The 23,619-nt window shown below is 72.9% G+C and carries 18 protein-coding genes; 10 read left to right on the forward strand and 8 right to left on the reverse strand.

Annotation, left to right across the window (positions count from 1 at the left end; all coding sequences use genetic code 11):
* Nucleotides 1–88: 88 nt before the first annotated feature.
* From WME95_RS17920 to WME95_RS17930, 3 genes are all read left to right on the forward strand, one after another.
* Nucleotides 89–1,501: a hypothetical protein gene (locus WME95_RS17920; protein ID WP_437909575.1), complete on the forward strand. Its 1,413-nt coding sequence runs from the start codon at nucleotides 89–91 to the stop codon at nucleotides 1,499–1,501.
* 10 nt (nucleotides 1,502–1,511) lie between these two features.
* Complete coding sequence (locus WME95_RS17925; RefSeq protein WP_437909576.1) at nucleotides 1,512–6,356, forward strand: sigma 54-interacting transcriptional regulator; 4,845 nt, start codon at nucleotides 1,512–1,514, stop codon at nucleotides 6,354–6,356.
* 61 nt (nucleotides 6,357–6,417) lie between these two features.
* Nucleotides 6,418–7,695 (forward strand): hypothetical protein, encoded by a 1,278-nt coding sequence (locus WME95_RS17930; protein WP_437909577.1) that lies wholly within the window; start codon nucleotides 6,418–6,420, stop codon nucleotides 7,693–7,695.
* Nucleotides 7,696–7,837: 142 nt separating this feature from the next.
* Here the strand turns inward: WME95_RS17930 and WME95_RS17935 are convergent, their stop codons facing one another.
* Nucleotides 7,838–9,298: a glycosyl hydrolase family 8 gene (locus WME95_RS17935; protein ID WP_437909578.1), complete on the reverse strand. Its 1,461-nt coding sequence runs from the start codon at nucleotides 9,296–9,298 to the stop codon at nucleotides 7,838–7,840.
* Nucleotide 9,299: 1 nt separating this feature from the next.
* On the opposite strand from WME95_RS17935, the gene WME95_RS17940 reads away from it, so the two are divergent.
* Nucleotides 9,300–9,515, forward strand: a complete 216-nt coding sequence (locus WME95_RS17940) for a hypothetical protein (RefSeq protein ID WP_437909579.1) — start codon at nucleotides 9,300–9,302, stop codon at nucleotides 9,513–9,515.
* Between the two features lie 163 nt (nucleotides 9,516–9,678).
* Here WME95_RS17940 and WME95_RS17945 read toward each other — a convergent pair whose 3' ends face one another.
* Nucleotides 9,679–10,590, reverse strand: coding sequence for a LysR family transcriptional regulator (locus tag WME95_RS17945; RefSeq protein WP_437909580.1), 912 nt, complete (start codon nucleotides 10,588–10,590; stop codon nucleotides 9,679–9,681).
* Nucleotides 10,591–10,720: 130 nt separating this feature from the next.
* Here WME95_RS17945 and WME95_RS17950 point away from each other — a divergent pair, with 130 nt between their 5' ends.
* On the forward strand, nucleotides 10,721–11,413 hold the full coding sequence (locus WME95_RS17950; protein WP_437909581.1) for an O-methyltransferase: 693 nt from the start codon (nucleotides 10,721–10,723) through the stop codon (nucleotides 11,411–11,413).
* Nucleotides 11,414–11,468: 55 nt separating this feature from the next.
* Here the strand turns inward: WME95_RS17950 and WME95_RS17955 are convergent, their stop codons facing one another.
* Both WME95_RS17955 and WME95_RS17960 read right to left on the reverse strand, forming a co-directional pair.
* Entirely contained in the window at nucleotides 11,469–12,731 is a 1,263-nt protein-coding gene (locus tag WME95_RS17955; RefSeq protein ID WP_437909582.1) for a Kelch repeat-containing protein, read from the reverse strand.
* Nucleotides 12,732–12,888: 157 nt separating this feature from the next.
* Entirely contained in the window at nucleotides 12,889–13,854 is a 966-nt protein-coding gene (locus tag WME95_RS17960) for a LysR family transcriptional regulator (protein WP_437909583.1), read from the reverse strand.
* 154 nt (nucleotides 13,855–14,008) lie between these two features.
* On the opposite strand from WME95_RS17960, the gene WME95_RS17965 reads away from it, so the two are divergent.
* Entirely contained in the window at nucleotides 14,009–14,575 is a 567-nt protein-coding gene (locus tag WME95_RS17965; RefSeq protein ID WP_437909584.1) for a DoxX family protein, read from the forward strand.
* Nucleotides 14,576–14,721: 146 nt separating this feature from the next.
* Nucleotides 14,722–15,078, forward strand: coding sequence for an antibiotic biosynthesis monooxygenase family protein (locus WME95_RS17970; protein WP_437909585.1), 357 nt, complete (start codon nucleotides 14,722–14,724; stop codon nucleotides 15,076–15,078).
* Nucleotides 15,079–15,120: 42 nt separating this feature from the next.
* On the opposite strand, the gene WME95_RS17975 is transcribed toward WME95_RS17970, so the two are convergent.
* Together WME95_RS17975 and WME95_RS17980 are read right to left on the reverse strand one after the other, a co-directional pair.
* A complete protein-coding gene (locus WME95_RS17975) occupies nucleotides 15,121–16,560 on the reverse strand; it encodes a PLP-dependent aminotransferase family protein (RefSeq protein WP_437909586.1) in 1,440 nt (479 codons plus the stop codon).
* Nucleotides 16,561–16,563: 3 nt separating this feature from the next.
* Entirely contained in the window at nucleotides 16,564–17,151 is a 588-nt protein-coding gene (locus WME95_RS17980; RefSeq protein ID WP_437909587.1) for a LysE family translocator, read from the reverse strand.
* A 335-nt stretch (nucleotides 17,152–17,486) separates the two neighbouring features.
* On the opposite strand from WME95_RS17980, the gene WME95_RS17985 reads away from it, so the two are divergent.
* Nucleotides 17,487–18,026, forward strand: coding sequence for a hypothetical protein (locus tag WME95_RS17985; RefSeq protein WP_437909588.1), 540 nt, complete (start codon nucleotides 17,487–17,489; stop codon nucleotides 18,024–18,026).
* Nucleotides 18,027–18,075: 49 nt separating this feature from the next.
* Here WME95_RS17985 and WME95_RS17990 read toward each other — a convergent pair whose 3' ends face one another.
* Complete coding sequence (locus tag WME95_RS17990; protein ID WP_437909589.1) at nucleotides 18,076–18,924, reverse strand: oxidoreductase; 849 nt, start codon at nucleotides 18,922–18,924, stop codon at nucleotides 18,076–18,078.
* A gap of 123 nt (nucleotides 18,925–19,047) precedes the next feature.
* Between WME95_RS17990 and WME95_RS17995 the strand changes: the two genes are divergently transcribed.
* On the forward strand, nucleotides 19,048–20,007 hold the full coding sequence (locus WME95_RS17995) for a LysR substrate-binding domain-containing protein (protein WP_437909590.1): 960 nt from the start codon (nucleotides 19,048–19,050) through the stop codon (nucleotides 20,005–20,007).
* Here the strand turns inward: WME95_RS17995 and WME95_RS18000 are convergent.
* Nucleotides 19,955–21,862: a M6 family metalloprotease domain-containing protein gene (locus tag WME95_RS18000; protein WP_437909591.1), complete on the reverse strand. Its 1,908-nt coding sequence runs from the start codon at nucleotides 21,860–21,862 to the stop codon at nucleotides 19,955–19,957. The two genes, WME95_RS17995 and WME95_RS18000, sit on opposite strands and share 53 nt — an antisense overlap.
* Nucleotides 21,863–22,176: 314 nt before the next feature.
* On the opposite strand from WME95_RS18000, the gene WME95_RS18005 reads away from it, so the two are divergent.
* Nucleotides 22,177–23,619: a sigma 54-interacting transcriptional regulator gene (locus WME95_RS18005; protein ID WP_437909592.1), complete on the forward strand. Its 1,443-nt coding sequence runs from the start codon at nucleotides 22,177–22,179 to the stop codon at nucleotides 23,617–23,619.

Here is a 23,619-nt window from a genome sequence, read left to right on the forward strand (position 1 = left end):
TGGCGCGATGGCCCGAGAGCTGCTTCAGGGGCTGGCAGGAGACCTTACCATGGTAACCGAACCGACATCCCACCGCCTCACGCTTCCCATGCTCCTCGCTACCCTGCTCGCCGCGTGCGCCGGAACGGCCGACGGCGGCAGCTCGACCGGCGACGCCCCGGCCGATCCGGCCGGTCCAGCGCCCCACGAGGGCGCCCCTTCCGGCCAGCAGGCCGCGCCCGCCGTGCCTTCGGCGCCGGATCTCGCGTACCCCGGCAAGGGCTTCATCGTCCACGAATGGGGGACCGACACCGTGGTCGTCGGCTCCGACGGCTCGCTTCAAGCGGGGCTGCACCACGAGGAGGAGGATCTCCCCGCCTTCGTCTATGACCGGCTCGGAGCCGGCACGCTCGATGGCTCGATCTCGACGAGCGTCAACGTGAAGATGGAGACGCCGGTCACTTACTTCTACGCCGAGGAGCCGCTCGACGCGCATGTCCAGATAGGGTTCCCCAAAGGGATCTTCACGCAGTGGTACCCCGCCGTCCGCCAGTTTTACCCGCCCATCATCGCGCCCGGCAGCGTTGCTGACTTGACGACGTACGCGGACCCGGCGTTCGACCCCGACTTCCCCTTTGGCTCGCCGATGTGCTCAGAGATCTACGGCCCGAACGCGCGCGGGTTCCTCGAGTGGAGCAACATCGAGGTCCTCGGGCGCGACCGCGATATCCCCCTGCCCGAGGCGCCGCTCGATCGGTTCACGTGGGCGCACGCGCGTCAGGTCGGCGCCAACCCGCTCCGCATCGCAGGCGTGCCCGGCGCGATGGAGGCGCCCCAGCACGAGCGCTTCCTGTTCTATCGAGGGCTCGGCAACTTCGACCTGCCCGTCCGCGTGACGGCCGGCACCGGCGGGGCGATCTCCGCCGAGAATACCCTCGACGAGGCGATCGGCGCCGTCTTCGTCCTCAACGTCGGCGCCTCGACGGGGGCGTTCGTCGCCCACCCCAAGGGCATCGCTACGGGCGGCACGCTCGTCGAGCGCGCCCCCTCGCTCGACGGAGCGCCGCCGCTCGACGAGTTCGTCGAGTCGCTCGGCGCGAGCATGATCGACACCCTCGACGCGACCGGCCTGTACCACGACGAAGCCGTCGCCATGGTGAACACCTGGAAGCGCCAGTGGTTCCGGACGCCCGGCGTCCGGGTGCTCTACCTCGCTCCGGAGGCGTGGACCGACGCCTCGATCCCGATCACCATCGATCCCACGCCTGCCGATGTCGTGCGCGTCATGATGCTCCGCGTCGAGGTGCTCTCGCCCGAGCTCGAGGCAGCGGACGTCGGCGCGGCGCGGCGGCTCGCAGATCCGTCCCTCGCCGGGGGCGCCGAACGCCACTTCGACGATCTCGGGCGCTTCGCCGAGCCGCGCCTCCGCCGCGCGCTCACGATCCTCGGCGAGCCCACGTACGGCCAGCCCCTGCTCGCCCGCATCGCAGCCGGCGCGACGGCGAGCGCCGCGCGCGAGTAACCTCTCGGCCATGCACGCCCCGCGGCGCGAGCCCTTCGTGGCCCATGCTCGGTACGAGCCGGGCGAGATCCTCGGGCAGGGGGCGCAGGGCGTCGTGGGGCGCGTGATCGACCGCGAGGCGCGGGGGCGCGAGCTCGTCGCGAAGGTGTTCCGTCAGGGCGCCTTCCGCGAGGACACCCTGCTCGGCGAGTTCGCGCTGCTCGCGCGCCTGCGCGTCCCCGGCGTGGTGCGGGCGCACGATCTCGGGCGGGACGAGCGGACGGGAGCGCCCTTCCTCGTCGAGGAGTACGTGGCCGGCGACGACGCCGGGGCGTGGGTGCAGGGGGCCCCGGCCGTCGAGCGCCCGGCGCGGCTCGCGGGCGTGCTCGCCGGCGTCGCGAGGACGCTCGCCGCCCTGCACGACGCGGGGTTCGTGCACAGCGATCTCAAGCCGGCGCACGTCCGGATGCGGCCCCTCGGCGGGGGCGGCGCCGAGGCCGTGCTCCTCGATCTCGGGGCGGCGGTGTCGAGGGCGCGCGCGCCGGGCGGCGCCGTCGCGTTCACCTCGGCGTTCGCCGCGCCCGAGCTGCTCGCCGGGGGCGCGCCGTCGGCCGCGTCCGACCTCTACAGCCTGGGGGCGCTCGCGTGGTGCTCGGCCGCGGGCCGCCCGCCCGGGCCCCTTCGCGCGCGGCGCCCGCTGCGCGACGCCGCGTCGTGGGTGCAGCCGAGCGTGGCCGAGGTGATCGAGGCGCTGCTCGCGCTGCACCCGCGAGACCGCCCTGCCGAGGCCCGCGAGGTGCTCCGGCAGCTCGGCGTCGCGGCCGCGGAGGCGGGCATCGCCGTGGGAACGCCGCCCGCGCCCATCGGGCGGGAGCGCGAGCTCGAGGCGCTGCAGCAGGCGCCGTCACCGTCAGGCCGCGTGCGCTACGTCACGGGGCCGAGCGGCGCCGGCAAGAGCCACCTCGGGCGCGAGCTCGTGACGCGGGCGCTGCTCGCCGGGCGGAGCGCCAGGTACGTGGCGTTCCCGCGCGAGGCCGACCCGCTCCTGCAGCGGCTCATCGCGTTCTTCCGGGGCGCCGAGCGGGCGCCGCCGTTCGTGACGCCGCCCGGCGACGGGCCCCCGCTCCTGCTCTTGCTGGACGATCTGGATCAGGCCCCGGCCGAGCTGCGCGCCGCGCTCGACGCGTACCGGTGCCGGCCGGCGGCGCCCGGCGGCGCGGCGATCGAGGTGGTCGCGACGGCCCGGAGCGCGCCCGAGGGCGCGGCGTGCGTGGCGCTCGGGCCGCTCGGCGACGCGAGCTTCGGCGCGCTGTGCCGCGCGCTCGGCGTGGACGACGAGGCGAGCGTGCGCGAGGCCGCCGTGGCGTCGGGGAAGAACCCGGGGTGGCTCTTCGCGTCGCTCGGCCGCGTGCCGCTCACGAAGGACACCGCGATCGAGCGCGTGCGCGAGCTGTCGGCCGACGCCTGCGCGACGCTCGCCGCGATCGCCATCGCGGGCGGCGCCCTGCCCGAGGCGCGCTGCGCTCTCGGGTTCGGGCGCGGCGGCCGGGCGTACGCGCGGGGTGGCGCGCAGCCGGGCGCCTCCGGCGAGCGAGCCCTGGGCGAGCTGCTCGCGGGCGCGCTGATCGCGCGGCGGGAGGCGGCGGCCGGCGCGCTCACCACGCTGTCCGCTCCCGCCCTGGCGAGGGATCTCGCCGCGGCGCTCGCCACGCCGGAGGTCGCCGAGGAGGTCGCCGCGGCGCTGCTCGCGGATCCCGGCGCGCCTGCGTCGGCGCTCCTCTCGGCGGCGGCGGCGCCGTGCACGAAGGCCCGGCGCGCGCAGCTCCACGAGCGGGCCGCGGCGCAGGCGCGCGAGGCCGGGCTGCGGTCGGAGGAGATCGAGGCGCTGCTCGCGCTCGGCGAGGACGCGGACCGGAGGACCCCGGCGCTCCTCTGCAGGCTCGAGCGGCTGACGCGCGACGCGGGCGTGGGCGCGGCGCACCCGCAGGTCGTGGCGTGGCTCGACGAGGCGGCGCAGCGCGACGAGCGGGTGCTCGTGCTCGCGCTGCGGCGCCGCGCGGAGAAGCGCGCGCGGGATGGAGACGCGACGGCGGCGAAGGAGCACGCGCTCGCGGCGCTCGCGGCGGCGCGGCGGCTCGGCGGCGGGACGGCCGAGGCGTTCGCGCTGTCGACGCTGGGGCTCGTGGCGCTGATGCGCGCCGACTGGGGCGAGGCGGAGGCGTGGCTCGCGGGGGCGCAGGCGAAGCTGCCCGCGGCGGGCGAGCGCGCCGACGGCGTGGACGATGTCGAAGAGGTGGCGCGGCTCCACCACAACGCGGGCATCGTCGCCCTGTACCGCGGCCAGGTGGACGGCGCGGTGCGGACGTTCGAGGCGTCGCTCGCGGTCAAGCGGACCCTCGGGGACCGCGCCGGCATGCGCTCGTGCCTGATGAACCTCGGGATCGCGCTCGGGAAGGCGTCGCGCTACGAGGAGGCGTTCGGCGCGCTCGACGAGGCGATGCGGCTCGCGCGATCGCTGGGGCAGGTGGCGGGGCGCGGCTGGTGCCTGTCGGCGCGCGCGGACATCGAGGTGCGCCGCGGCGACGCGCGCGCGGCGGAGCGCTGCATCGAGGAGGCGTGGGCGCTCGCGGCGTCGCTCCCTGCGGCGATCCAGGCCGATCTGGTGATCGCGCGGGCGAACGTGGCGTTGCTCGACGGCGACGGGCGGCGGGCGCTCGCGGCGCTCGCGGCGCTGGACCCGGGCGTGCGGGCGAACGACCCGCTGGTGGACGCGCGGGCCCAGGTGGCGGAGGCGCAGGTGTACCTCACCAAGCTGCCGGCGGAGCCCCGGCGGGCGGCGCGGGGCGCGATCCGGGCCGCGCGGCGGGCGCGCGCGGCGATGCTCGCGGAGGTGGAGGCGCAGGCGCTCGACGTGCTGCGCTCGGCGCGGCCGGGCGCACGGCGGTCGCCGGCCGCGGCGACGGCGCGGGGCGGCGCGCATGCGGCGCAAGGGGCACCGGCGGCGGCGCAGGGGGCACCGGCGGCGCAGGGGGCACCGGCGGCTGCGCAGGGGGCACCGGCGGCTGCGCAGGGGGCACCGGCGGCGGCGGGCGGCGCGTATGCTGGCCCAGGCATGACGGCGGCGGCGAGCGGAGAAGACGACGCGCTCTGGGCGTGGCTCGCGTCGGTGGCGACAGCGGACGGCGCCGCGGAGGCCGCAGTCGGGCTCGCGCGCGCCCTCGTGCAGCAGTCGGGGGCCGAGCGCGCGCTGCTCGCCGTCGTCGACGAGCAGGGGCGGGTGGTCGCCGCCTGGGGCGCCGACCTCGACGGGCTGGAGATCGCCGAGGCGGCGCGGCGCATCGCGCCCGACCTGGCGCAGCTCGCGCTGAGCCAGGCCACGCCCGTCCACTACCAGCGCGACGTGGAGACGCCGGGCGGCCGCGGCTCGCGGCTCGTGCTGCGCGTCGGCGCGGGCCACGCCTCGATGGGCGCGCGCGCCCCGGCGGCGAGCGCGGCCTGGCCAGACCCGGCGCTCCCCGGGCCTCCGCGCGCGCTCATCGTGATCGAGCACCGGTTCCGCCCGGCGTGCTTCGACGCCGTCACGGAGGCGCGGGCCGCTCGCTGGGCGTCGCTCGCGGGGCTCTTCCTGCGGCTCTTCGCCCGCCCCGGCGCGCCGGAAGATCTGCGGCTCTTCACCCGCCCCGGCGCGCCGGAAGAGCCCCGCCGCGAAGGCCCGGCGCCTCCCTGCCTCGCCTCGCTCGCCGAGCCCGCGCCCGATCTCCGGCGCGCCGACACGACCGTCGTGCCCGCGGCCCAGCCGCGGAGGAGCTTCCCCGACATCCTGGGCCAGAGCGCCGCGCTGGGCCGGGCGCTCGCGCGCCTCGACGCGGCCATCGACAGCGATCTGCCCGTGCTCCTCATGGGCGAGACCGGCACGGGCAAGGAGCTCTTCGCCCGCGCGCTCCACGATCTCGGCCCGCGCCGTTCGCGCGAGCTCGTCGCCATCAACTGCGGCGCCGTACCCGACGCGCTCTTCGAGGCGGAGCTCTTCGGCCACGCGCGGGCCTCGTTCACGGGGGCCGAGCGCGCGCGCCCCGGCCTGCTCGCCCGGGCCGAGGGCGGCACGCTCTTCCTCGACGAGCTGGGGGAGCTGCCGCTCGCGCGGCAGGCGGCGCTGCTGCGGGCGCTGGAGTCACGGCGCTATCGCCCTGTCGGCAGCGACGACGAGCGGCCGTTCGACGTGCGGATCGTCGCGGCCACGAACCGGGATCTCGCGCAGGCGGTCGCCGAGCGGGCGTTCCGGCAGGACCTGCTCTTCCGGGTGAACGCCATCGAGATCCACCTGCCGCCGCTCCGCGACCGGGAGGGCGACGTGCCGCTGCTGCTCGCCGGGTATCTGGCCCGGACGGGCGCCCCCATCGAGATCGCGCCGCGCGCGCTCGCGGCGCTCGATGCCTACGCGTGGCCCGGCAACGTGCGGGAGCTCGCGCACCTGGTCCAGCGCCTGGCCGCGCTGGGCGTGCGCCGCGTCGAGCTGGAGCACCTCCCGCGGGGGGTGAGGGCGAGCGCGCCGCGGGCGAGCGCGCTGCGGGCGAGCGCGCCGCGGGCGAGCGCGCGCCTGGCGCCCGACGCCGCCGAGCGACCCGCGTCGCCGTCCCGGCCGCCGATGGCCGGACCCGTCCCGCCGCCGGCCGCGGGGCGCGGAAACTCGGGCGAGGCGCGCCACGCGCTGGCCGAGGACGACGAGCGCGAGCCGATCCGGCGCGCGCTTGCGGAGACCGGCGGGAACATCAGCCGCGCGGCCGAGCGTCTCGGCATCACGCGCCACGGTCTGAAAAAGCGCATGGCGCGCCTCGGCATGCGCGCTCCCTCCGGGTCGCAGAGGAAAGCGGAGTGAATCCCCTCGTGAAGGCGCCGCTGACAGAGAGGCAATCAAACGCAGTCGTGGAGGACTCCTTATGAAGGGCAGCGGTTCCGGAGCACTGAACACATCGAGGCTCGAGGAGGAGCGCCGACAGGGCCCCGCGGCAGGAGAAACGGTCTTTCCGATCTCCCCGCGCCCCTGCCATCGAGGGCCGAGCTCTCGCCGTGGATGGAGCGGGCGGTTCGCTCTCGCGCTGCTCGTCGCGGGCTGCTCGCCCGCGGCCGTCGACGGATCGCCGGCGCCCCTGCCGGACGGCGGAGGCGGCGCCCCCGCCGAGCCGCCCTCACCCGCTGCGTGTGATGCCTCCGCGGCCGATGGCGTCGCCGTCTTCGCCTCGAGCGTCGACACGGGCGCCCCGCAGGCGCCCGGCGCTCCGCCCTACGCGATCGACGGCTGCTTGCTGGCCTACGTCGCGCCGCGCGAGGCTGGCGACGTGAGCGGCGCCCTGAGGCTGCGTGATCTCGGTACGGGCGAGGAGCTCCTCCTCGCGCCGGCCGCCGAGACGCCCCGCCGGCCTGCGCTCGCCGGCGACGTCGTGGTCTGGGAGGCGACGGACAACGGAGCACGCGTGGTGCGCGTGCGCCGGGATGGCGAGACGCAGACGATCCGCGGCCCGTTCGATCACGCGGGCGAGCCGCGCGTGGCGGGAGACGCCGTGGTCCTGACGGGCTGGCTGACCGCGGACGAGAGCGGCGACACGGACGTCTTCCTGTACGAGATCGGCCAGGCGGAGGCGGTCCCGATCGCGTCCGGCCCGGGGCAGCAGCGCTTCCCGGACGTCTCGGCGACGCACGTCGCCTTCGCCGATTTCTCCGAGGATCCCGACGGCCGCTTCGACGAGGACGAGCGCGATCTCGCGGACATCGTGGTCTATGACCGGCGCACGAGGCGCGCTGTCCCGCGATCCCGGGAAGGCAAACAGTCCTTCCCGATGCTCGGCGCCGGAGAGAGGGTGGTGGCTTATCTCGAATGGGCGCCGTTTCATCCGGAGCCCAAGTACCAGCAGTTCGATCTGCGGATCGGGGACATCACCGCTCCTGCGGACGGCGACGCCCTGGCCGCGAGCATCGAGCAGTCGGGCCTGCCGTACGTGCTCCCCGAGGTCCGCGGCGAGCTCATCGAGTGGGTGGAGCGGCCGGCGGACAGCAATGCGTCCTTGCGGCGGAGGCCGGCCGATCTCTCGGCGCCCGCGGCCGAGGTCCCCGGGCTCTCGGCGTTCGAGCTGTTCGGGCCGTCCGCTTCTGCGACGATCACGGTGGTCGCGGCGCGCTCACCGGGAGGCGAGCTGGAGCTCCGCGGCGTCGCCCGGTGATCCGGGGGCGCAGGCCGGCTCCGCGGCGATGCGGTGCAGGTCCGGGAACGCTACCTCCCGGCGGGACAGGCCTTGCGAGGGGAGTCGGCGTCGGGCGCCCGCGATCACCGGAGTGATCCCGGGCGCCCCCACGCCGGCCGAGCTACTTCTTCGCAGCAGCAGGCGCCGCGGCAGCAGGCGCCGCGGCCGGCGCCTTCGCTGCGGCGGCCGGCGCCGCGGCCTGCGCCTGCGGGGTGATGATGCGGAATTTCCCGCTCAGGTGCAGCAGCGACATCGTGTACAGCATGCCGTCGTAGTACCGCCACTTGCCGGTGGGCGCCTCGCGCTGATAGAGCTCCTCGACGAAGCGCCAGGCCCGCGGATGGGTCGCGGCCAGCGCCGCGACGGCGTTCGCCGACACGAGCCCGAGCGAGTCGTAGTCGACGGTGGGCTTGCCCTCGAGGGTGAAGTTGCCCTTGTACTTGGGGCCCTGCGCCTCGAAGAACGCGAGGAGGCGATCGCTCAGCTCGGTCTGCCGCGGATCCTTCGCCCACCACGCCGCGTCCACCGACCAGTTCATCGCGGTGCGGAACGCGTCCTGACGGAAGTTGGCGGTCCCCGCGTCCCAGGAGGCAGGCTTGGGGGTGCCATCGAAGTTGGCGTAATCCGGAGCGAGCCCCGTCTTCGGATGGGTCACCTTGACGAAGTAATCGCGGCTCACCTTGGCCGCCTCGGCCCAGAACGCGCGATCCGCCTCGGGGCCCCAGGCCGCCCAGACGTCGTAGAACGCCGGCAGGTGATACGACGGATCGGTGTGATCGCCGTTCTTCGCGAAGTTGTCCGCGTCGGGCGTGAACCGCACCATCTTGTGCTCGGCGTTGAAGAGCGAGTGCAGCGTCGTCTTGCGCTTGTCCTTGTTGACCGGACCGGTGATCGGCTTCCGGTTCTTCATCGCGTCGAGGATGGCGAAGGCTTCCTTCTTGTAGTCGTAGATCCCCTTGCCGTTCCCCCAGCGGTTGGACGCGAACAGCAGCGCGGTGGCGAAATACTCCTCCGCGTCCGGGGCCGGATTCTCATCGATGGCCGTGCCGTCCGGGCGCATCTGCCACGAGAAATAGCCGAAGCCGGGGTGCTTCGGATCCGCGCGGTACATGTGGGACTTGGCCCAGTTCCACAGGGCGTCGAAGTCGTCTTTGCGATCGACCTGCACGGCGATCATCATGCCGTACGACATGCCCTCGGAGCGGACGTCGTTGTTGCCGATGTCCATGATGTACGCCTTGGGGCCGTTCGCGTTCTTTCCCGCCGGGAACAGGACGGCCTGCTCCTTGGGATCGCCGTGGAACAGCTGCTCGTAGGCCTTCGCGATCTTCGCGTCGATCTCTTCGGGCTTGTGTCCCAGCTCGGCGAACAGGTTGCGGTACTCCCCCGTGACGAACGCTCCCTTGGCAGCGGGCTTGAGCGGCGGACCGAGGGGCGCGGGCTCCGCCGGGGCGGGCGCCTGGGCCGCGCCGCTCGGGGTCGCGGTGCTGGCCGGAGCGGCGCTGCCGGCCGGGTTCGCGGAGCTCGCCGGATCGGGCGAGCCGACCTGGGTGCCTTGGTTGCTGGGCGCGCAGGCGATCACCGTGACCGCAAACCATGCCGATGCGACGGGAGACGTTAGCATTCGCAAGTTCATCGCTATCCTCGTGTTCGAGCTCGCATCCTCTGAGGAGGCGCTCGGCGTGAACATCGCTGGCGACGTCCACGTGATGACGCTGATGGGTGAGAAGGAAATCCAACCGCTCGGAGGCGTCAAGTCCCAACTGCCGGGCCTGCCTCGGGGTGAGAGGACACCGTGACAACCGCGATCCGGCTCTTCTGGAAAAGTCGCGTGATCCCGGCATCTTTTCATGTGTCGAAGGGGATCGCCTTCACGTCACAGCGCTGCTCGCTCACGGGTCGACGCGGTCGACATGATCGACGTTCACACGCCCCGAATCGGCGCTGCCGGGTCGGGCGCGGCTACGCCCTGAACTCCGCCAGCGACCGGCAGGCGCGGCGGAGCCGGTCGCGCAGCCACCGGTGCGCCGGGTCGGCGTCGAAGCGGGGGTGCCACGCCTGCGAGATGGTGATGGCCGGCGTGGTCACGGGCAGCGGGAACGTGACGAGATCGAAGCGCGGGGCGGCGTGCGCGAGCCATTTGGACGGGAACGCGCCGACGAGGTCGGAGCTGGCGAGGAGGCACAGCGCCGCGTAATGGCCTGACGCCACGGCCGCGGTGGTCCGGGCGAGCCCTTTCTTCTTGAGGGCCTCGTCGATGGGGCCCCAGGTCTTGCCCAGCCTGGAGACGCCGAGGTGGGCGTGCTCGACGAACCGCTCCAGCGTCACCTTGCCGGACGCGAGCGGGCTGCCGCGGCGCACCACGCCGACGAAGCGGTCCCTGACGAGCGCCTGCACGCGGATCTCCGGGCCCATGTCGCCGATGATGCCGAGGTCGAGATCGATCCGGCCCTCGCGGAGCGCGGCGACGTCCTCGTCGCCCTCGGGCAGGAAGCGGACGGTGACGCCCGGGGCCTCGGCCCTCAGCGCGTCGAGGAGCGGGGCGCCGACGAGCCCGAGCATGCCGTCGCTGGTCCGGACGGCGAAGCTGCGGGTGAGCGCGGCGACGTCGAGCGCGCCCCGCTCGCGGAGGACCGCGCTGGCCGAGGCGACCACCGCGCGCACGCGCGGGCGCAGCTCGGCGGCGCGCGGCGTGGGCACGAGCCGCCGGCCGGCGCGCACGAGGATCGGGTCGCCCACGGCCTCGCGGACGCGCGCGAGCGTGCGGCTCATCGCCGAGGGGCTGAGGTGCATCCGCTTCGCGGCCAGGAGGACGCTCTCCTCCTCGAGGAGCACGTCGAGCGCGACGAGCAGGTTCAGATCCATGGAGTGCATGGGACGCAGCAATAACTTACCGTACATGCACTGGAAGTCATGTCTGTTCGGGCGCAAGTTCGGTGTCGACCAGGGCAGCCGCGAGGGCAGGGGAGCCATCGCCGCGCCTGCCCGGAGGAGACATGCCATCATGAGCACGACGCTCGATTCGCCGCGCGTTCAAAGCACCCTCGACCGCCTCTTCCAGGACGCCGACAGCGGCGATCCGGGCATCATCGCCCGCGTCCGCGCCGACTGGGAGCGCCTCGGCCCGAGACCCGACCCCGAGACGCTCGCCCACACGCTCGCCGACGCGTATCTGCCGGTCTCCCGCGAGGTCGGGCGGCTGCTCCACCTGCTCGCCTTCGCGGCGCGGGCGCGCACGGTGGTGGAGTTCGGCACGTCGTTCGGGATCTCGACGGTGTTCCTGGCCGCGGCCATCCGCGACGGAGGCGGCGGGCGGGTGATCGGCAGCGAGCTGCACCCGGAGAAGGTGCGGCGGGCGCGGCAGAACCTCGATGAGAGCGGGCTCGGCGATCTCGTCGAGATCCGCGAGGGAGACGCGCTGGTGACGCTGCGGGACGTGGAGGGGCCGATCGATCTCGTCCTGCTGGACGGATGGAAGAACCTTTATTTGCCGGTGCTCCGGATGCTCGAGCCCCGGTTGCGGAGGGGCGCGCTCATCGTCGCGGACGATCTCGACATCGCGCCGGATGACCTGCGGCCGTACCTGGAGTACGTGCGCGGCGCGGGCAGCGGCTACGGGTCGGTGGAGATCCCGCTGGGGGACAGGCTGGAGGTCTCCTGCTGGCACGGCCGCGACGGGCGCGAGCGCGAGGCGTGAGATAGGCCGCCTCGTTCCTCACGCGAGGCGAGCAGCGCGCGGCGGCGTGTGCGCATCAATGCTTCTTCTTGCAGCCCCCGTAGCGTTCCACGCTGGCGAGGGTTGGCGGATTGCTGAAGTACGTCGCGTCATACCCGCCCGTGACGAGGACCGAGCCGTCTTGCAGGGTCGTCGCGGTGGGGAAGCCCCTCTGGATCGGCTCGTCGATCGGGGTCCAGCTGCCGTTTGCCTCCTTGAAGATCTCGGCGCCGTCGCTGCCGACGGCCATCACGCGGCCATGGGACATCGGCGCGACGGCGGACGCCCACGTGTGGAGGAAGTTCGGCGGCGCGGTCGACGTCCACGTGTCGCTCGCGGGATCGTAGATCTCGGCGGTCTCGCCGGCATCGACGAGGATCTCGATCTCCTCCTCGGTGCCGCCGTAGATCCTGCCGCCGCCGCCCACCACCAGCACGCGCCCGCTCGGCAGCAGCGTGGCCTTGTGCTGCATGCGGGGCAGGTTCGTCGGCGCCGCCGCCGTCCAGGTGCCCGTGGCGGGATCGTAGATCTCCACGCTGGTGCGGCCCTGGGGCATCTCGTTGCCGTTCAACGTGTAGCCGCCGACGACGAGCACGCGCCCGTCCTGGAGCAGCGTCGCCGTATGCAGGTAGCGAGTCACCGACATCGACCCTGCGCTGGACCACGTGTTCGTTGCAGGATCGTAGAGCACGGCCTCCTTGAGGGTGCTGTCGTCGTCGCTGCCGCCCGTGCGTAATACCCGCCCGTCCGGCAGGAGCGTGAGGGCGGTATAGGCGAACTCCCAACCACGGGCCGCCTCGCCGGGCGTGAGCGGGACGCTCGCCGTCGTGCCCGTGATCGGATCGTAGACAAGCCCGCCTGGGCTGAAGAGCACCCTGCCGTCCTGAAGGAGCGCCGCGCCCACGGGGGACATGGGGTAGGGCAGCGTGTGACGGGTCGTCCACGTGTCAGCGGCGGGATTGTAGAAGTCGACCGTCGTGGGGTAGGGGTAATCGCCGCTGCCGCCGGCGACCATCACCTGGCCGTCCGGCATGAGCAGGGCGATGTGCCGCTCTCGCGCCTCTGGCAGCGGCGCCACGGACGACCACTCCGCGTGGACACCGACGTGGCGGCGGCACTTCTTCTTCTTCGCGTGATGGTCGGCCGACGACGGCGCCGCGTGCGCCTCGAGCGCCGCCTCTTCGAGCGGATCGTCCGCGGGCGGCGCGGGCTCCGGCGCAGAAGCGCAGCCGGCGGCCGTCAGCGCAGCGAAGGACAGGAGCGCGCGCAGACCGCGATGGCAACGACCGATGGTGGACATGGTAGGACCTCGTCAGGAGTTAGGGGGAGGGGGCGGCCGTCCGCTGTGGGAACCCGCCACGAGCGCAACAGAGGATCATACCAGATCTCCGCAGCAGCCACGTTGCCCATCCTGCAACGTCTCAGCAGCACCGCGCGCGCTCCCGCAGCGCGCCGATTCATCGCCGCCGCTCCCTCCTGCGCTCCGGCTGCGCCGGGGCGGCCGCGCCGCGCTGGGCCCAGGCGTCCCACGCGGGCTCCTGCCCGAAGCGGCTCACGACGAAGTCGATGAAGCTCCGGACCTTCGCCGAGAGGTGCCGCCCCTGCGGGTAGACGGCGTGAATGCCGACCTCCTCGAGCGCGTAGCGGGGCATCAGCGGGACCAGGCGGCCTGCGGCGAGGTCCTCGCCCGTGATGAATGTCGGCGCGACGCCGATGCCCAGCCCGCTCAGCATGGCGACGCGCAGCATCTCGCCGTTGGTCGCCGTGAGCCGGCCCTGGACGCGCACGGACACCTCCTCGCCGCCGGGCCCGCGGAACCGCCACTGGCCCGGCGTCGCACGGTACGTGTATTCGAGGCACTCGTGGCGCTCGAGGTCGGCCGGCTCCGCCGGCGCGCCGCGGCGCTCGACGTAGGCCGGTGAGGCGCAGAGCACGGAGCGGCTCGGCGCGATGCGGCGCGCGGCCAGGCTCGAGTCGGGGAGCGCGCCAATGCGGATGGCGAGATCGAAGCCCTCCTCGAGCAGATCGACCTTGCGGTCGTTCAGCGAGACGTCGACGGCCACCTCCGGATACGCGAGGAGGTAATCGGTGATCACCGGCGCGAGGTGGCGCATCCCGAAGGTGATGGGCACCGAGATCCTGAGCCGGCCCCGCGGCGCCTCGTGGAGCGCGCCGGCGGCGGCCTGGGCTTCCTCCACCTCCGCGAGGATGCGCGCGCAGCGCTCGTGAAGGGCCTCGCCCGCCTCCGTCAGGCTGAGCCGCCGCGTCGTCCGGTGGATGAGGCGCGCGCCCAGCCAGTCCTCGAGCGCGCGGATGTGGTTGCTCACCCCGGCGGGGGATAGCCCGAGCTCGCGCCCGGCCTTCGAGAAGCTCCCGGTCGCGACCACCTTCGTGAACACGGCCATGCTGGTCAAGCGGTCCATCGGGCTCCACCATCTTTCAGGATCGCGCAAAGGTCCTTCAAGCGCGGGGTGCGTTATCACGCGCCCGGATCGGGTGCATCCATGTCGCCTGAGCCGCGGTGACGTGCCGATCCCGGCAAGCGCCGGCGGCGGAGGAATCATGACCATGGACCGGATGCTGAGAGTTCTTCTCCCTCGCGCGCTCGATCGCTCCACGTCGACGGGCCTGCTCTTCGCTCGCCTGGTGGCCGGCACCGCCATGGCCCTGCACGGGGCGCCGAAAATGATGGCCGCGACGAGCTGGATGGGTCCGGGCCCCGTGCCGGGATGGCTCCAGGCGCTCGCCGCCTTCGCCGAGCTCGGCGGCGGCATCGCCTGGATCCTGGGCCTGGCCACGCCGCTCGCGTCCGCCGGGATCGGGGTGACCATGATCGTGGGGATCGCGATAGCTCACGTCCCCGCCGGCGAGCCGTTCATCCGTCTGACCGTGCAGGGCGTCGACGCGGGGCCCGGCCTCCCCTTCGGCGGTCTGCCCACGTGGCTCGTGCGCGCGGGCGGCCGGAGCGCCATGGGATCAGGGTCCTCCGAGCTCGCGTCGCTGTTCATCGCCTTCGCGGTCCTCCTCCTCGGCGCGGGACCTGGACGGTTCTCGCTGGATGCGCTGCTCGCGCGGCGGTTCGGGCGCCGGCTCGCTGCTGGCGGCGAACTCGGACACGCAGGCGAGGCGGCGCTCGTGCGCTGAGCTGCCGGGTCCGTCGGGCGAGCCCCCCGGTCGCGCACCTCGAGCGCATCCTTGGTTCGCTCGAGTCATCGTGACCTGATAACCAGATGTGGCCCGCAGCGCGGACCACGGACTCGTTCCCCCCGCGCTCTCTTGCAGGAGGTCGCATGATTCGACGGATCTGGCACGGCTGGACCACCCCCGAGAACGCAGACACGTACGAGGCACTGCTGAAGACGGAGATCTTCCCGGGGATCCTGGCGAAGCAGGTGCGAGGCTTCCGCCGCATCGAGCTGCTCCGGCGCCCGCTCGGGGACGAGGTCGAGTTCGTCACCATCATGTGGTTCGACTCGATCGAGGCGGTGAAGGCGTTCGCCGGCGAGGACTACGAGACCGCCTATGTGCCAGCCAAGGCGCGCCAGGTCCTCGCGCGCTTCGACGCCCGCTCGCAGCACTACGAGCTCCGCGAGACGCGCGTGGTCGAGGGCGAACAAGCCAGCGCCAACACCGCCGACGGCGTGTGACACCCCTCAGGCGTGACGTCGATGGCGTCGCCTCCCGACCCGTCATGCCACCGCGCCCGTCCTCGCCATCGCTCCCCGCGCGCTCGCCACGGCCGCAAACCGCTGCCCCAGGTACTCCGCCACACGCACATCCTGGCTGAACACCACATTGAACCGGATATGCGGATCGGCCGCCCCATCGGCCATGAACGTCGCCCCGCGGGCCAGCAGGATCTTGTTGAGGTACGCGTCCTTCACCAGCTCGTCGACGTCCACCCCGCGCGGCGCCGTGCCCCAGAGGAACAGCCCGCCTTCACCCGGGTGGTCCAGCAGCACGCCTGCGTCGCGCAACCGGCGCGCCGCCGCGTTCCGCGCCGCGCCGAGCTTCTGCTGCAGCCGGTCGATGTGCTTGCGCCACCTGCCGGCCGACAGCACCTCCAGGAGCACGAGCTCGTTCAGCGCGCCGGTGGTCAGCACCGAGTAGATCTTCTCGCGCAGGAGCGGCTTCAGCCGCCGTGGCTCGGCCGCGATGTAGCCCAGGCGCAGCGCCGGGCTCAGCGCCTTGCAGAAGCTCGAATAATAGACGACCCCGTCCAGCCCGGAGAGCTGCGCCAGCCGCGTGGGATGCCCGGGGTGGAAGTGACCGTGCACGTCGTCCTCGGCGATGAGGACACCGTGCTGGTGCGCGATCGTCAGCACGCGGTGCAGGTTGGCGGCGCTCGATCCCCAGCCGGTCGGGTTGTGCAGCACGCTCTGGAGGAACATCAGCCTGGGCCGATGCTCGCGGCACGCAGCTTCCAGCGCCGCCAGATCCACGCCGTCCGGCCTTCGCGCTACAGGCACGAGGCGGTAACCCGCCTGCCGCAGGCGGCCGAACAGCAGGAAATAGCCCGGGTCTTCCACCAGCACCGCGTCGCCTGGCTGGAGGTAGCCCCGGCAGATCAGGTCGATCGCGTGCGTGCCGCCCCAGGTGGTGAGCACGCGGCCCGCATCGGCCGCGATGCCCTGGGAGCGCATCAGCATCGCGATGCGCTCCCGTAGCTCGGGCAGCCCCTGCGGCGGACAGCGCGCCGCCATGCCGGCGTCGTTGCGGGCGAGCGCGCGCTGGAGCACCGTCGCAGGGATGGCGTCGCTCAGCCAGGTCGACGGCAACGCGCCGCTGCTGGCCAGCAGCACGCCGGCGCGCTGGTCGTTGGACTGCTGCGCCAGCCACACCGGCTCCTGCTCCTCCCCGGCCTCGAGCCACGCCTCGCTCGGCATGGCCGAGGCCGCCTCGCACACGAAGAACCCGGCCGTGCCGCGCGACTCGAGCAGCCCGGCCGCCACCAGCCGATCGTAGGCCGTCACGACGGTGTTGGGGCTCACGCCGAGCTGACCCGCCAGCTGGCGGATCGACGTCAGCCGCGCGCCGGGCGGCAGCTGCGCGCCCTCGATCAGCGCGCGCAGCCGCGCCTCGATCTGGTCGGCCAGGGGAACGGCGGAGTCGCGGTCGAGCGAGAACATGGGTCAACGCAGGAGCAGGAGCGCCAGCACCGCCAGCGTGCCGGCCATGATGCCATTGAACAGCCGCTGCCGTCGCGGGTCGGTCAGAAATCGCCGGATCGCCACGCCGAACAGCGCCCACGCGGAGGTGCACGGAAAGGTGATGGCGAGGCTGACGACGGACACGAGCAGGGCGCCGCTCGCCACGCCCATGCCCGCCGGCATGAACACCGAGGCCACGGTGATCGCCTTGACCCAGCTCTTCGGGTTGACGGCCTGGAACAGCGCCCCCTGCGCGAACGACAGCGGCCGAGGCACCTCGGCGCCCTTGACCGCGGCGCCGCCGGTCAGCTTCCACGCCAGCACCAGCAGGTACAGCGCGCCGGTCACACGCAGCACGGCGTGCAGCGCCGGGTAGGCGGCGAAGAGCGCGCCCAGGCCCAGGCAGGCGAAGAAGGTCTGGACCGCGCCGCCCACGCTGATGCCCAGGAGATGCGGCAGCGATCCGCGGTAGCCGAAGTTGGCGCCGGAGGCGGTGAGCATCATGTTGTTCGGCCCAGGGGTGCTCGACATCACGAAGCAATAGGTCAGGAGGGGCAGCAGCTCGGTCATCGCAGATCGCTCCGGTCGGGGATGGACCGGAGCGTAAGGAGGCGGTGTTCGCCGGTGAAGGCACAGGGGACGCGCCGCACGAAAGCACTGTGTCAGTCGCGCGACCGGTACAGCGAAGGGCCCGGCGCCCGGGGTGCGCATCGGACGTGGACGCTGCTAGCCAGCACCAAACGTCCCGGAGCCCTTCGGAGCGTTCACCCACGACTTCCGCCTGAGCTGCTGACCTCTGCCTGAGCCCAGACTCCACGTTCCGGCTGGCGCGGAGACGGCTTGATCGCGTACCTGTACCACCCGGAGCAGCACAGCCGGACGAGGCCCGTGGGCGCGGAGGAGACATGACGGACGAATCCGCGGCAGGCGCGCCCGACAAGGCGGCGTTCTTCCGACCGGAGAACGAGCGGGAGGGCTCGCGCCGCGAGATCTCGAGCCCCACGGGGAAGTACAGGCTCGTGGTGTCGAGCTTCTCGACCGGACGTGGCACCTGGGACTATGCCCAAGGCGAGGTCTACAGGACCGCCTCTGCCGATCCCATCGCCGTCGTGCAGAGGAACTTCGACTGGTTCCCTTTCCTGTTCGTCGAGGCGCACCCGAACGGCCACGACTACCTGGTGTGCGGCGAGGACTACCAGGGCCAGACCGTGGTGGAGCTCGATACCGGGAGGCGCCGCGACCACCTGCCGGACGAGGCGAAGGACGGGATCGCCTTCTGCTGGGCGGACATGCGCTTCGAGCCGCTGGCCGCGATGCTCGTCGTCGAGGGGTGCATCTGGGCGTTCCCGTACGAGATCCGCTTCTTCGACTTCTCGGACCCGATGTCGGGATGGCCCGAGATCGAGGCGCCCCTGGTGAACGACCCGGAGGGGGCGGGCGGGTGACCCCCGTCTCTCCCTGCGCCCTCGCGCCTCCGGGGGTGTCAACCTCGCTTCATTTCGGAAAGTCCGTCGACTCCGAGACGGCGCGCCACGCGGCGAGCTCCTGCGCCACGAGCGCGTTCTTCGCCTCGATCGCGGCGACGGCGTCGCTGCCGAGCGGGAGGCGGAGCGGGGGATTCTTCGCGCGGGCGAGCTCGACGACCACGCGCGCGAGCCGCTCCGGATCGCCAGGCTGCTGGAGGCTGACCGTCTTCGCGTAGCTCCGGACCTTGCCCGCGGTCTCCGCATAATCGGCGATGACCTTGCCCGTCTCGACGACGGACTTCGCCTCGAGGAACTCCGTCCGGAAGTAGCCCGGCTCGATGATCGTCACCGCGATGCCGAGCGGCGCGAGCTCGGTGTGGAGCGCCTCCGAGATCCCCTCGACGGCGAACTTCGTCGAGCAGTACACGCCGAACCCGGCGCCCGACCGGTAGCCGCCGAGCGACGAGATGTTCAAGATCTGGCCGGCGCGCTGCTTCCGGAGCTGCGGGAGCACGGCGCGCGTCACCGCGAGCAGGCCGAACACGTTCGTCTCGAAGACGCGCCGGACCTCGTCGCCCGAGGTCTCCTCGATCGCGCCGACGACGCCGTAGCCGGCGTTGTTCACGAGGACGTCGATCCGGCCGAACCGAGCGATGGCCGCCTCCACCGCGGCGGCGACCGACGCCTCGTCCGTCACGTCGAGCGCGACGGGGAGGAGCGCCTCGGGCCGCCCGAAGCGGTCGGTGATGCTCTTCGGATCGCGCGCGGTGGCGACCACCCGATCTCCGGCGGCCAGCGCCGCCTTCGCGATCTCCGCGCCGATGCCGCGCGACGCGCCCGTGATGAACCACACCCGCTCGTGCTTGCTCGTTTCCATGGGGATCTCCTCTTCGTCGCCGGGGCGCTGCGCCCCTCACACGACGGAAGATGCAACATCCCGAGCATGAAGAGAATGCGCCAAGAGGTTGATGCTTTATGAACATTTGGTTCATAATCCAGCATGTCCGACGCGCTCGACGGGCTCACGACGTTCCTCGCCGTGGGCCGCCTCAAGAGCTTCACCGCCGCGGCCGCCGCGCTCGGTGTCACCCCCACGGCCGTGAGCCAGAAGATCAAGCTCCTCGAGCGGCGGTGCGGCGTTGTGCTGTTCCAGCGGACCACGAGGCGCGTCGCGCTCACGGAGCCGGGCGAGAGCCTCTTTCAGCGCCTGCGGCCCGCGATCGCCGACGTCGAGGACGCGCTCGCCGCGCTCGGCGACTACCGCGGGCGCCCCTCCGGGAACCTCCGCATCACCGCGCCGCGCGTGAGCGGCGCGTGGCTCGTCGCTCCGCTCGTGGCGCAGATGCGGGAGGCGTACCCGGAGCTGTCGATCGAGGTCTCGCTCGACGACGCCTTCGTCGACCTCGTGGCATCCGGCTTCGACGCGGGCATCCGGCTCGGCGACGCGGTGGAGAAGGACATGGTGCGGGTCCCGATCTCGAGCCACTCGTCGTGGTCGATCGTCGGCTCGCCGGCCTACCTCGCGAAGGCGGGGCGGCCGCGCTCGCCGGAGGACCTCGTCCGCCATCGCGCGATCCGCCAGCGCCTCCTCGCGAGCGGCGTCGTCTATCGCTGGGAGCTGGAGCGCCGGGGCAAGACGATCACGGTCGACGTCCCCGGCGGCGTCGTCACCGACGATATCGGGCTCATGGTCGCGCTCGCGTGCGCGGGGGCGGGCCTCGCCTACGTGCCGGATCAGGCCATCGAGCGCGACCTCTCCGAGGGACGGCTCGAGCGCGTGCTCGAGGCGTTCATCACGAAGGGGCCCGGCTTCTGCCTCTATTTCCCCGCGCGCACGCAGGAGCAGCCGAAGCTCCGCGCGCTGATCGAGACGGTCACGAGCTTCCGCGGGCAGGAGGCCAAGCCGCTCAGTCGCACTCCCCGACGCTCCACATCCCGGGCGCCTCGACGTGGAGCGTGACGATCTCGTCCTCGTCGAACCCGAGCGCCTGCTGCACGCCCGTTGTGCGGTATCCAAGGAAGATCTGGTCGTCCCCGAGGTCGACGATCTGCTTGTGGGCGCGACCGTGGATCTCGTGCTCCGCCACCGACGCGGTGATCGCGTTGCAGGCGAAGGGGACATAGCTGACGTGCGCGAGCATGATCGGCCCGGAGACGTTGAAGTCCGTGACCGAGAGCCCGGTGAACTGGCCGTCCGCGTCGTCGCTGCTGGGGTCGGTGAACGGCGTGAAGGTGCGGCCCCCCTCCTCGTTGTAGAGGTTGGCGAGGGAGCTCGGTGAGCTCGGGTTGCTCGCCATGACCGCGATCTTCCCGGCGCCCGCCTTCCTGGCCTCGTCGACGCGGTAGATGGCCACGCCGCCGGAGACGTCATCGAAGTCGAGCCAGCGCTGCAGGCCGCGGTCGTATCCCTCGTTCTGGCGGTTGTCGATAAGGAAGTACTGGTCCGGATCCGAGGTCTCGACCTTGTAGATCGTCGGCGCGACGCCCTGCCCGAGGAACTCCGCGCCGGCCGTCCGGACGATGGCAATGTCCTGCGGCGGGGACCCGGGCTCGATCACCGTCGGCGCCAGGAATCCGGCCTTGATCCTGCTCCAGGCGCCCATCGCCACGGGCACCGAGCCCGCGGGCGAGCCGCTCGTGCTCCCCCAGCTCCCGCTCGCCATCACGCACCATGACCCGAGCGGGGTAGGGCCCTTGTAGAGATCCGGGAGGCCGACCGCCGAGTGCCCGAGCTCGTGGACGATGACACCCACCGTGGCCGGCATCGTCGTGGGCACGCCGCCGACCGAGTGGACCTGCCGTTCGCCGAGCGCGGCATAGCCGGTAAGGACCTTCCCGTCGAGGGTGATCGGGTCCTCGAAGCCCTTCGCATGGGCCCAGATCGAGGGCGTCTTGCTCGTGTTCGCTGTCTCGTAGCCAGCCACGATGAAGACCGTGTTGAGCTCGTCGCCGCGGACCTTGCCGTCTGCGTTGGTGTCGTAAGAGGCGAAGTTGACGAAGGGATCCGCCAGCACCAGCGCCTCCTTCAGGTAGAGCTGGAGGAGGGAGAAATCCTTCTTGCTGTTGGGGTGCGCGAACGGGAGCTTGATCCGGACGATGCCGTCGTTGGCGGTGCCCTGGGTCTCCTTCGCGCGGGTGAAGGAGAACTTCCCGCGCGACATGTCGGCGTAATAATGGTTCACCGAGCCAGGGAGGCTCCCGTACATCGTCTGCTTCCAGTACGCGAAGTCGGTGTTGAAGTTGCCGGTGAACGCGCCCGGCGCGGCGAGCCCGCCCCCCTGGGTGAACTCCAGAAGGATGGTCAGCAGGGGGCGCCGGATCCCGGAGATCACGGTCGGATTCGCCGCGAACGAGAGCGCGCCCCGGGAATGTGCGATCTCGGCCTCCCAGAGGGTATCGAGCGCCTCGTCGTCGATGCGCTGGAGCAGCGACGGATCCACGGGGCCGCCGTGCCCGCGGAGATCGCGGACCAGCACCCCGGAGGGGACGAGCCTGAGGGCGCCGCGCGCGTCCGAGCCGAGCTCGGCGACCTCGTAGTCGCCCGAGAGGGCGTTGAGCACGACGGCGGTGCCGTCCGCCATCCGGAGGTAATCGAAGTGCTCGTCGCCGATCACCTCGGCGCGGAAGGTCGCGCCGGTCGCGTCGAGCTGGATCTCGCGCAGCCCGGGCTCGGCGCTCACCGCGGCCGCAGGGCGGCTCGCCGAGACGGCGCTCGCCAGCACGGCGAGCGCGACGAGCCCGAGCCGCGCCGATCGGCGCGCGCCGGCGATCCCCTGGTGATCCACGTTGCCCGCGCCGCTGTTTCGAGACGTCATGTCCGCATCCTCCTCAATCCGCGTTTCGCCGCGTTCGAGGGGCGCATCGCAACGCGTGTGCCGGGATCGGTCAGCAGCGCGAATCGCCGCGTTTCCAGGCGGATCCACGCGTCTCCGGCGAGCGCTTCGCCCCGCGCCGACACGCCGCCGGGACAGCTGTCACGCGCGCGCGACGGGCGCTGTCGCGGCGGCGTGACAGCCGTCCTGCAGGCGCTCCACCCGTGCGCGTGCGCGTGCGGTGCAGACGCGGGCGCGGCCCGCGGGCGCGCCGGTTCCGGGTTGACGCGGCCCCCTCCAGGGGCACCATGGCGATCATGGGCGACGATTCCGGGGAGGCCTGCACGCTCACGAGCTTCGATGAGGGGCGCTCTCTCCGGCTCCCGGCCGTCTCGGTGGCCGTCACCCTCCCGGACCGGCGCACGCTCACCGCGCCGCTCGATCTGCGCCCCCTCGTCGTGGGCGCGGGCGCCGACTGCGATCTGGTCCTCGCCGATCCACGCGCCTCGCGCAGGCACTGCGAGATCCGGTTGACCGAGCAGGGCGTGCTCCTGCGCGACCTGGGCAGCAAGAACGGCACGCTGATCCGCGACGTCCGGATCCGCGAGGCCTTCCTCCCGCCGCGCGTCCCCGCCACGGTCGGCGGCTCCGAGATCGTCGTCGGCCCCGCGGGGCCCGCGGCCGTCCTGCCGCTCTCCGCCGCGGACGCGTTCGGCGAGGCGGCGGGGCGGAGCCTCCCCATGCGCGCGATGTTCGCCCGGCTGGAGCGCGCGGCGCCGACCGATGAGACGCTGCTCCTGCTGGGCGAGTCCGGCACCGGCAAGGAGGTGCTGGCGCGGGCGATCCACGCGCAAAGCCGCCGTAAGGACGGCCCCTTCATGGTCGTGGACTGCGGCGCCATCGCCCCGAACCTCGTCGAGAGCGAGCTGTTCGGCCACGCCCGGGGCGCGTTCACGGGCGCCGCGGCGGCGCGCCCAGGCCTGCTCGAGCAGGCGAACCGGGGCACGCTCTTCATCGACGAGATCGGCGAGCTCCCGCTCGAGCTTCAGCCGAAGCTCCTCCGCGCCATCGAGGGGCGGCAGATCCGGAGGCTCGGCTCGAACGAGTGGGTCCCCTTCGACGCGCGGATCGTGGCGGCCACGCACCGGAACCTGCGCGCGAAGGCCCAGGACGGCTCGTTCCGGGCCGATCTCTACTTCCGGCTCTCGGTGGTCGAGGTCCATGTCCCCGCGCTCCGGGAGCGCAAGGACGACATCCCGCTCCTCGTCGAGCGCTTCCTCGTCGCGCGGGATCCGCCGCGCGCGCTCGCGGACCTGCCGCCGGGGGCGCTCCCGCTGCTGGAGGCGTACGACTGGCCGGGGAACGTGCGAGAGCTCCGGAACACCGTCGCGCGGCTCGTCCTCTTCCCCGAGCTGCTCCACGAGATCCTCGGCGCCGCGCCGCCGGCGCCGCAGGGGAGCGTCAGCGCGGAAGCGGCGCGGCCCGATCCCTCGGGCGCGGCGCCCTCCGGAGCGGCTTCGTCGGGCGCGGCGCCCTCCGGCGCGCCGCCGGCAGGGCCCGGCGATGCCCGCCTCCGCAGGCTCCTCGAGCTGCCGCTGCCCGAAGCGCGGGAGGTCGTGCTGGAGGAGCTGGAGCGCGCCTACGTCACCGAGAAGCTCCGGCAGCACGGGGGCAACATCTCGCAGGCGGCCGACGCGATGGGCGTCTCCCGCCAGCTCGTCCACCGGCTGCTCCAGCGCCACGGCCTCCGGGCCCGATGA

This window comes from Sorangium sp. So ce327 (genome assembly GCF_051530205.1).
GTDB lineage: Bacteria > Myxococcota_A > Polyangia > Polyangiales > Polyangiaceae > Sorangium > Sorangium cellulosum_B.